The organism is Bacteroidota bacterium (genome assembly GCA_030706565.1).
GTDB lineage: Bacteria > Bacteroidota > Bacteroidia > Bacteroidales > JAUZOH01 > JAUZOH01.
In genome coordinates this window covers 1-6,806 of record JAUZOH010000202.1, presented here as the reverse complement: position 1 = coordinate 6,806, position 6,806 = coordinate 1, and the positions used below count along the sequence as shown (strand labels likewise).

Sequence of the window (6,806 nt, the reverse complement as noted above, 5' to 3'; positions counted from 1 at the left end):
TCAAACGGTAAGAAATTCTGGTGTATCTGTAAGTATTTATCGCTCGGAATTAGGAGAGACTGCTGCCATGGTGGGTTGTTCCCGCTTATTTGAGGATACTTATTGGTTAAAAGTAAGGCCTTTGCTTTCAAAAATGTAATTAATAATTAATTATTGAAAAACAATGAATAACAAAACATCTAATTTGAAAATACTACCGGTATTATTCGGTTTCTTTATCATGGGCTTTTGCGATGTGGTTGGAATTACGTCCGTACACGTTAAGCAGGATTTACTGGGGCAATATAGCCCTGTATTTAGAGACACCCTATCAAATTTGGTTCCGGTTGCTTTATTCTCAATGTTCCTTATATTTTCGGTCCCTACCGGAATTTTAATGAACCGGATTGGACGCAAAAAAACAGTGCTGTTGAGTAATATTATTACCATTATAGCCATGTTCATTCCATTGATAGCTTATACCTTTTTTGCATCATTAATTGCTTTTGCATTATTGGGTATTGCCAATACTATTTTGCAGGTATCACTCAACCCATTGTTGGCCAATGTGGTCAAGGGAGATAAACTGACCAGCAGCCTTACGGGTGGACAGTTTGTTAAAGCGATTTCTTCTTTTTGTGGTCCGTTCATTGCGGCTTATGCTGCAACCTCATTGGGTAATTGGCAATACATCTTCCCTTTTTATGCTGTAATTACCTTATTGTCCACTATCTGGCTGATGGCAACCTCTATTGAGGAAGAAAAAGTTGAAGGTAAGGCGACATCTTTTAAAAGCGTTTTTTCCATTCTTTCTGATAAAACGATTTTGCTGTTATTTTTAGGAATTGTTTTTGTGGTGGGCGTGGATGTTGGTTTAAATACTGCTGCTTCAAAAATTTTAATGGAGCGTTGTGGTTTAAGCTCAATTGTCGCCGGTTATGGGCCCAGTGTATATTTTGCTTTCCGTACAGCCGGTGCTTTTATCGGGGCCATTGTCTTAGCTAAATTTTCGTCCGATAAGTTTTTTAAAGTAAACATTGTAATAGCTGTATTAGCCCTGGCTGCCTTGATTTTTGTTCAAAATAAAATGTTTATTTTTGGTTTATTTGGTGTTGTCGGATTTACTATTGCAAATATCTTTCCTATTATATATTCAAAAGCTATTCATTCGCGTCCGGATAAGGTAAATGAGATTTCAGGATTAATGATAACCGGAGTATTCGGTGGGGCTGTAATTCCCTTTTTTATGGGGCTAACCTCCGATGCTATTGGTTCACAGGTAGGCTCTGTTGTTGTAATTCTGGCCAGTGCCCTTTATCTTTTGTTTTGTGCCTTTTATAAAAAGAGCGCTTAAATATGGCAACTCTGATATCTGGTAAATATGTCAAGTACCTAAGACTGGGTATGCTGTGTATATGCTTTCATTTGTTCACGGTTAGTTCATTGATATTCGGTCAAAAGGCCTATTTTATCGATGGTTTTCACGGTGGAGTATGGGGGCATTATCCCGAAGGATTTACAAGGTTTGTTGTAGATCAATTGAAAGCAAACCCCAACTGGAAAATAAATATCGAGATAGAGCCCGAAACCTGGGATAGAGTGGCTAAAGCCGACCCGGATGCCTATCGTGATTTTGGAGAACTTTTTAAAAATCAATCCGATAGCGGAAGAATTGAATATGTAAATCCTTCTTTTGCCCAGAGTTATATGTTCAATATCTCTGGCGAAAGCGTTATCCGGCAATTCGATTACGGGATAAGAAAGATTAGGGAACATTTTACGGGTACAATTTTTAGTACTTATTCGGTTGAAGAACCCTGTTTTACAAGTGCTTTGCCTCAAATACTAAAATCTTTCGGGTTTCAGTTTGCTTCATTAAAGAATCCGAATACCTGTTGGGGTGGATATTCGCGTGCATTTGGCGGAGAGCTTGTAAATTGGGTGGGACCCGATGGTACTAAACTTACAACGGTTCCCCGGTACGAGATTGAAAAGCTAGATCCCCATTCAACCTGGCAGACGATAGCCTCTGTTAATTCGCCTGAATATGTCAACGCTGCATTAAAATATGGGATCACCCATCCGGTGGGCATGTGTCTGCAGGATGCGGGCTGGAAAATAGGCCCATGGTTGAGGGATGGAAAGAAAACCTATAATCCTTATGAGTATGTGACCTGGCGTGAGTATTTTCACAATGTGGCAACACAGTCTCCTAAGCTAAACTGGTCTTTTTCCCAGGAAGATGTTCTTGTTAGTTTGGTATGGGGTTCCCAGATTTTACAAAAATTAGCCCAGCAAGTCAGAACTTCCGAAAATAAAATTATTCAAGCAGAGAAGATGGCTTCTCTTTCTTCGTTATATGCCACAGGCTTATGGCCCGGGACGGCTTTTGATAATGCATGGCGTACTCTTTTATTGTCGCAACACCACGATTGCTGGATAGTTCCTTATAATGGGCGTAAAGGTAATTCCTGGGCGGATAAAGTTGACTCCTGGACGGCAAATTCGAATGCCAAATCGGATAGTATCATTTCACAGTCAGTTAATTTGTTGGATGCTGGTAAGAAGGGCCATCATTGGTCGATAAGAATTTTTAACACACTGGGTGTTGAGCAAAACGGCTTGGTGACTGTTAACTTGCCTGAATCATTAAAGGATAAAGATGTAGTTATTTGTGATGAAAAAAAACAGGAAGTCCCTTCTCAACTCCTTTGCAAAGATGAAATGAGAAAAATGCTCTTCCGGGCAACAGCACCTTCTGTAGGTTTTAATACCTATACTGTAGAGGTAAAAAAGAGGAAGCAAACAGTTGGAGCCAGTGTAAGCATTCAACCCGATGGCTCATATCTGCTGGAGTCTGATATCTATCGTATAACTGTGGATCCTTCCAAGGGCGGAGTTATCCGGAGTTTAATTGACAAAGAATTAGGTGATAGAGAATTTGTAGATCAAACAAATGATAGACGGTTTAATGAGATCCGGGGTTTTTTCTATAATGATGGCAAATATTACTCTAGTGCAGATAATACGGCTAAATGTCAGATTATTGAAAAAGGTCCGTTAAGAGTTCGCCTGGAAATTTGCGGAACTATTGCAGGACAGTATTTTACACAGATTGTTTCGCTGGCGCAAGGGGAGCGCAGGATTGATTTACATCTGAAAATCGATTGGAAGGAAAACCCGGGAATTGGTGAATTTTCGCAGACTTCCAATTATAAAGCAACGGATTATAAAAAAGCTTTCTACAATGACAAGTATAAGCTCCTTGCACTCTTCCCTTTAAATCTCGAAAATCAAAAAGTCTTTAAAGATGCACCTTTTGACGTTACAGAAAGTAAGCTTTCCAATACTTTTTTCAGTACCTGGGACAGTATAAAAAACAATGTTATATTGAACTGGGTAGATGTTGAGGATTCAAAAGGGCAATATGGCTGTGCCCTTTTTTCCGACCATACCACCAGTTATACTCATGGGGAGAATTTCCCGCTGGGATTAACTTTATTGTACTCCGGAGTTGGATTATGGGGGATGGATTATAAAATTACCGGTGCAACTGAGGTTGACTATGCATTAATCCCTCATAAGGGGAGATGGGAACAATCCGGAATATGGTCTGAAGCTTCCCGGTGGAAAGAACCTGTAGTTGCCTCCCTTGTTTCTGCTACATTTACGAAGGATAATTTGTCAAAATCATTAATGCAAATTGATAATCCACATATAGAGATTTCGTCTATCAGGGTTGATGGGAAAGATTTACTGGTCCGGTTTTTTAATGCTTCGTTATATCCCGGAACTCCTAAGATATCTTTCGGGTTTAAAGTGGATAAAGCTGAAATCGTTGAGTTAAATGGGATGACTGCCAGGAAATTAAACATTGAAAAAGACCCGGGAAAGCATCCTTATATTAATGTGGATATTCCCAGGTTTGGCATTCGAACAATCAGAATCAGCCGGCCAGATTGATGATGTTAAGTTTAAATAACTAAAAATAAGCCCAATAGGGTATTAAAATATAAATGGAATTTGTTTTGCTAAATCGTTTTAATTATTTATTTTTGAATGTTTCTGTACTGAAGCAATACCTGACTTTTAATTTATTTGCGCTTTACTAATTATCAATGATCAACATTTTATGATAAGAGTAAAACAGTACGGGTATACATTTATAAACATTAAACTACATAAAAAATGAAAAAGATTTTTTGTTTTATCTTGTCCTTATTTTCCCTTTGTTCTTATGTTAATTCTCAGGTAGCCTTGACTCCTTTTGTAAAAGGCGACAGGGTTGTTTTTGCAGGAAATAGCATAACGGAACATGGGTATTACGAATCGTACATCTGGCTTTATTATATGCTTCATTTTCCTCAGATGAGAATAGAAGTTTTTAATGGTGGCGTTGGGGGCGATGTCGCCAAACAAATATATGCACGGTTCGATGGAGATATTTTGCCCAAAAAACCTACTGTACTGTCAGTAACTTTTGGTATGAATGACAGCCGTTATTTCGAATATAATAAAAAAGGAGCTGAAGAACAAGTAAGAAAATCTGCTGTTGAGGAATCCTATAATGGTTTTTTACAGATTCAGGAAAAGTTGTTAGGGCTAAAGAATGTAAAGAAGATTATGATGACCACCTCCCCTTATGACGAAACGATGAAAAACAGCCAGAATTATTTTCCGGGTAAAAGTTTAACCATTGAACAAATTGCAAAATTTCAGTTAGAGGCTGCCAAGAAAAACAAATGGGGATTTGTTGATATGCTGCATCCCATGACTTCGATAAATTTGAGGGAGCAGAAAAAGAATCCGGAATTCACTTTAACGGGTCCTGATCGTATCCACCCGGGGAATGGCGGGCACCTGGTGATGGCCTATTTGTTTTTGAAAGCACAAGGCCTGGCCGGTAAACCTGTTGCAGATATGAAGATCGATGCAGCTAAGAAAAAAGTGGTAAAGTCGGTCAATTGTACCATTTCTCATGTATTTGCATCAGGCAAAAGCTTTAGCTTCGATTACCTGGCAAAATCCTTGCCTTTTCCAATTGATACGGTAGGCAGGGTATTTATGAACCCTCAAAAACAGTGCGAAGCCTTAAACCTTATCCCCTTTACTGATGAATTTAACAAAGAAATTCTTTCGGTTACCGGTTTGAAAGGTTTAAAATATCGCGTCAGTATAGATGATAAAATTATCGGAAGCTGGTCGGCCGGCGAATTAGCTAAAGGCATAAATTTGGCGGTTATCAAAACAACACCCCAATATATTCAGGCTTCTGAAATTATGGATTTAAACCAGCAACGCCACGATATGGAATGGCAAACCAGAAATTATTATTGGGTTGAATATAATTTTCTTAAAGACAAAGGCTTGTTGTTTAATGATTCTGAAGCTACCCGCGATACAATAAATAAATATGCGCCAACAAATGGCTGGTTAAATGCTAAAAAATCCGATTATGAAATTATTCGCGTAAAGCAAACCAGAGAGGACTTTTATAAAAAGATGAACGGTCTTGTAGACGAAATCTATCAAAAGAACGCTCCTAAAAAGCATAAGATTACTATTAAACAGATTTAAAACATTCATATTCTTGCTATGATTCGGTGGAGTATAACATTGTGCGCCTTATCGGCCTATATACTATTGTGCAGTTTTAAAAACGGTAAACCTAAAGAACCGGTCGATTATGTTAATCCTTTTATAGGGGCCAGTACAAGTGCCGGTGCTGCCGGTATATATCATGGACTGGGTAAAACATTTCCCGGTGCGGTTGCTCCTTATGGAATGGTACAGGTTAGTCCGAATACCATTACCGGTGGTGATAATGGCTCGGGTTATAGTTACGAACATACCAGTATAGAAGGTTTTGCCTTTACTCAAATGAGTGGGGTTGGCTGGTTTGGCGATCTGGGTAATTTTTTGGTGATGCCCACCCTTGGTAAATTAAAGACTAATGCCGGGAGTTTGGATGGTTCCATGGATGGATACAGGTCCCATTATTCGAAAGGAAGTGAGAAAGCATCTGCCGGTTATTATTCCGTGGAGCTTACCGATTATAAGATTAAGGCCGAAATGACTGCATCCTTTCATAGCGGGATGCTTCGGTTTACCTTTCCGGAAAATAAGCAATCACGAATTCAAATTGATTTGGCACGTCGAGTTGGAGGAACTTCAACTTTACAATATGTTAAAGTGGTGGATGATAATACCATCGAAGGCTGGATGAAATGTACCCCCGATGGTGGAGGTTGGGGCAACGGCGACGGTCATGCCGATTATACAGTCTATTTCGTTGCGCAGTTTAGCAAACCTCTGAAAAATTATGGCATTTGGAGCGCCAATATTCCCGACGACTGGAGCCGCAAGAGGGATGATGTTACCAGCGATAAATATCAGAAACAGGTAGCCAATGCCTCTGTAATGCCAGGGAAAAAAGAATTGGAGGGAAAACATCTGGGATTTTATACTGAATTTTCAACCCATGTTGACGAACCGGTCATAATGAGAGTTGGAATTTCATTCGTAGGTATAGATGGCGCCCGAAATAACCTTCAAACAGAGATTAAGGGTTGGGATTTCGATAAAATACAAGATCAGACACGGTTAAGCTGGAACAAAGCCTTGTCAAAAGTGAAAGTTGCAGGAGGTACTGAAGAAGAAAAATATGTTTTTTATACCTCGCTTTACCATACGATGATTGACCCCCGGATTTTCGAGGATGTTGACGGGAATTACATTGGTGGCGATGGCAAAATTCATCATCCGGCTACCTTTACCAAACGAACTATTTTTAGCGGATGGGATGTTTTCCGTAGTCAAATGCCTTT

Annotated in this window: 4 protein-coding genes; all 4 read left to right on the top strand. The window is 39.3% G+C overall.

The annotated features are described in order from the left end of the window. The first annotated feature begins 163 nt into the window (after window positions 1-163). Window positions 164-1,333 carry an MFS transporter gene (locus tag Q8907_10705; protein MDP4274738.1) on the top strand — a complete coding sequence of 390 codons (1,170 nt, stop codon included), beginning with the start codon at window positions 164-166 and terminating at the stop codon, window positions 1,331-1,333. Window positions 1,334-1,335: 2 nt separating this feature from the next. Then, window positions 1,336-3,942, top strand: a complete 2,607-nt coding sequence (locus tag Q8907_10700; protein ID MDP4274737.1) for a glycoside hydrolase family 38 C-terminal domain-containing protein — start codon at window positions 1,336-1,338, stop codon at window positions 3,940-3,942. Window positions 3,943-4,167: 225 nt separating this feature from the next. After that, window positions 4,168-5,556: an SGNH/GDSL hydrolase family protein gene (locus Q8907_10695; protein MDP4274736.1), complete on the top strand. Its 1,389-nt coding sequence runs from the start codon at window positions 4,168-4,170 to the stop codon at window positions 5,554-5,556. An 18-nt stretch (window positions 5,557-5,574) separates the two neighbouring features. Next, window positions 5,575-6,806 (top strand): glycoside hydrolase family 92 protein (locus Q8907_10690; protein MDP4274735.1); only part of this gene is annotated, 1,232 nt, incomplete at its 3' end.

Bases quoted from the DNA above. Each gene is read 5' to 3' on its own strand.
- Q8907_10705 (MDP4274738.1), top strand. From the start codon at position 164: ATGAATAACAAAACATCTAATTTGAAAATACTACCGGTATTATTCGGT.
- Q8907_10700 (MDP4274737.1), top strand. From the start codon at position 1,336: ATGGCAACTCTGATATCTGGTAAATATGTCAAGTACCTAAGACTGGGT.
- Q8907_10695 (MDP4274736.1), top strand. From the start codon at position 4,168: ATGAAAAAGATTTTTTGTTTTATCTTGTCCTTATTTTCCCTTTGTTCT.